Raw genomic sequence first — 3,276 nt, forward strand, 5'->3', positions numbered from 1 at the left:
CGCGTGAAATGCACTTAGATCAACAATGGGTTCATTGCCATTATGCCCAAGAGCTTGAGAACGATCTGGTCAATCCTGATCAATAAATAGCTATGTTACAATTCGAACGGTTTTCCACTCACAACAAATAAGGATAAGTCTTATGGGTTTTCTGCAAGGTAAACGCATTCTTATCATCGGACTTGCCAGCCCTCGTTCTATTGCCGCTGGTGTTGCCGAGGCGATGCACCGCGAAGGGGCGGAGCTCGCGTTCAACTACCAAAACGACAAGTTGAAACCGCGCGTGGAAGAAATGGCGGCTGGCTGGGGTTCGAAGTTAGTTTTTCCGTGTGACTTGAGTTCGGATGACAGCATTGCTGCGTTATTCGCTGAACTGAAAAAACACTGGCCGAAGATTGACGGAATCGTACATTCTGCGGCCTTTGCGCCAGCGGGCCAGCTTGATGGCGACTATCTGGACTGTGTCACGCGTGAGGGCTTTCAAATTGCGCACGACATCAGTTCATATAGCTTTGCGGCACTGGCCAAAGAAGCTCGTCCAATGTTAAGCGACAATGCGGCACTGGTCACCATGTCCTATTTGGGCGCAGAACGTGCCTTACCGAATTATAACGTGATGGGCGTTGCCAAAGCGTCACTCGAAGCCAATATGCGCTATATGGCGGCAAGCCTCGGAAAACAGGGCGTGCGCGTGAACGCCATCTCAGCAGGCCCTATTCGTACATTGGCGGCATCAGGCGTAAAAAGCTTTCGAAAAATGTTGTCCTATTACGAAGCAGCAACACCTTTGCGCAGAAATGTTACCCAGCTTGACGTAGGCAATGTGGCTGCGTTCCTGTGTTCGGATTTGGCGGGCGGCATTACCGGTGAGGTCATTCATGTCGATAATGGCTTCTTCATCACCGCCATGCCTGAGAACGAACTTGATAACTAGAAACGTAAACAACAAAAAACCGGACAATGTCCGGTTTTTTGTTGTTTGCCCTTTCTCTTAACGCTTAGAGAACTGCGGGCGGCGACGTGCCTTGTGCAGGCCAACTTTCTTCCGCTCGACTTCACGCGCATCACGTGTGACGTAACCCGCTTTGCGCAACTCTGGACGCAGCGACTCGTCATAGGCCAACAATGCGCGCGTAATGCCATGGCGAATGGCACCAGCTTGACCTGTCGGTCCACCACCTTTAACCGTGATCTTGAGGTCTACCGATTCGGTCAACCCTGTCAGTTCTAATGGTTGCTTGACAACCATCCGGGCCGTTTCACGGCCAAAGTACTCTTCCAGACTACGATCATTAATGGTGATTTTCCCACTTCCACGGGTCAAGAACACCCGCGCAGTCGAACTCTTGCGACGTCCCGTTCCGTAATATTGTTCTACAGCCATCGTACCCTTCTCCTCAGATGTCCAGCGGCTTCGGCTGCTGGGCGTGATGCTTGTGTTCCGGACCAGCGTAAATTTTCAATTTACGGAACATTGCCCGACCCAACGGATTCTTTGGCAACATGCCTTTCACCGCATTGGCGATCACCCGCTCAGGCGCTTTTTCGATCAATTTTTCAAAAGAGATCGACTTCAATCCTCCAGGGTAACCTGTATGACGGTGATAAATTTTGTCTTTCGCCTTGTTGCCCGTGACCACGACTTTCTCTGCGTTGATGACAACAATGTAGTCACCAGTGTCCACATGCGGTGTGTACTCTGGCTTATGCTTGCCACGCAGACGACGTGCGATTTCGGAGGCAAGGCGACCCAAAGTTTTGCCGGTCGCATCAACGACATACCAGTCGCGCTTTACAGTTTCCGGCTTAGCACTAAAGGTTTTCATCTTTTCGCTCCACCTCAGGCCCTCTTTGATTGGGGCCCAAACACATATTTCGAGAAGGCGCGCATTCTACCTAAGAACGCAACATCTCGCAAGGTTTTGTCCCTATCCTGCGCATCACAGCAAACACAGAGTTCGTTTCCCAACACAATGCGCTGATGACGGCATTTTGCCACGCGCTTGCTGTCAATCGCCGCATTGTTGTCGTCCCCCAGCTTGGCAAGGCACGTTCGCCAAGCGGGCATCGTGGATTAAAACGGGATATCATCATCGTCAAAGCTTGGCTCAGCAGGTGGTTCCGGCTGAGCAGGCGCACGACTTGCTGCTGGCTGACTCGATGGCGCTGCAGATGTCTCATAGGATGCCGCACCGCCGCCCGAGCGAGAATCCAGCATTTGCAACTCATCCGCCACAATTTCCGTGGTGTACCGGTCTTGACCACTTTGGTCTTGCCATTTTCGTGTTTGCAGTCGCCCTTCAATATAGATTTTCGAGCCTTTGCGCAGATATTCACCAGCAATTTCGGCCAGTCGCCGATACAAAACCACACGGTGCCACTCGGTGCGTTCCATGGGTTCGCCGGTTTGACGATCCTTCCACGTCTCACTGGTCGCCACTGTAATATTGGCAACCGCTGTACCATTCGGCATATATCGAACTTCCGGGTCCCGTCCCAAATTACCAATTAAGATGACTTTATTGACGCCACGTGCCGCCATTTTTGCTTTCCCATTTTTTGTTTCATGGACAGTTGATTGTAACTTAGGCTTTCAGGAATCACTACGGCTAATTGCAATCTAGACCGAGAACATCATTGATAAGCCCTCGCGACGGATGAAAAACACCCTGTTCGCCGAGCTTGATGGCTGCCAATGAAACACCCTAATTAACCGTTCGTGGGGCCACGCAAACCAATGGTGCTGAGTAAACAGAGCACCAGCAACAACGCAACTATGGCTAGGTTGCCATGGCTGACTTGCCGTTGTAGCAACCAGCCTGCACTCGTCGCCCCAGTAAAAGCCCCGACAAACTGCCCAGTGGAATAAACGCCCAATGCAGTTCCTTTCAGTGCCTGCGGCGCAATTCTCGATAAAAGACTGGGTAACAGTGACTCAAGGAGATTGAAACCAAGGAAAAATACTGCCAACCCAACCACGACCGCGGTCGCAGTTTGCGATCCCATAAGCCATACCACAACACCACCAAGGACGAACATCAATCCCAATTGCAAAACACGCACATGGCGACGGCGTTTTTCCGCCGAAATCATCAATGGCAGCATGCATAGAAAACTACCCACCATGACCGGCGCATAAACCCAAGCGAGGTGGTCTCGCTGAAATCCAGCGGCCACGAGATCCTGTGGGATGCTCACGAAAATCGCACTTAAGGAGAAATGCAAGACAAAGATGGCGAAATTCAGGCGACGCAACTGACCATCCGCCATCACCGC

General features: G+C 51.4%; 5 protein-coding genes. 1 reads left to right on the plus strand and 4 read right to left on the minus strand.

The annotated features are described in order from the left end of the window. Nucleotides 1-142: 142 nt before the first annotated feature. Nucleotides 143-934 (plus strand): SDR family oxidoreductase, encoded by a 792-nt coding sequence (locus tag D6694_05855; GenBank protein RMH44434.1) that lies wholly within the window; start codon nt 143-145, stop codon nt 932-934. Nucleotides 935-991: 57 nt separating this feature from the next. On the opposite strand, the gene D6694_05860 is transcribed toward D6694_05855, so the two are convergent. From D6694_05860 to D6694_05875, 4 genes are all read right to left on the minus strand, one after another. Beyond that, nucleotides 992-1,384, minus strand: coding sequence for a 30S ribosomal protein S9 (locus D6694_05860; protein RMH44435.1), 393 nt, complete (start codon nt 1,382-1,384; stop codon nt 992-994). 13 nt (nt 1,385-1,397) lie between these two features. Beyond that, a complete protein-coding gene (locus D6694_05865) occupies nt 1,398-1,826 on the minus strand; it encodes a 50S ribosomal protein L13 (GenBank protein ID RMH44436.1) in 429 nt (142 codons plus the stop codon). 248 nt (nt 1,827-2,074) lie between these two features. After that, nucleotides 2,075-2,542, minus strand: coding sequence for a single-stranded DNA-binding protein (ssb, locus tag D6694_05870; GenBank protein ID RMH44437.1), 468 nt, complete (start codon nt 2,540-2,542; stop codon nt 2,075-2,077). 167 nt (nt 2,543-2,709) lie between these two features. Next, nucleotides 2,710-3,270: an MFS transporter gene (locus tag D6694_05875; protein ID RMH44438.1), complete on the minus strand. Its 561-nt coding sequence runs from the start codon at nt 3,268-3,270 to the stop codon at nt 2,710-2,712. Nucleotides 3,271-3,276: the final 6 nt, after the last annotated feature.

Source organism: Gammaproteobacteria bacterium (genome assembly GCA_003696665.1).
Classification (GTDB): domain Bacteria; phylum Pseudomonadota; class Gammaproteobacteria; order Enterobacterales.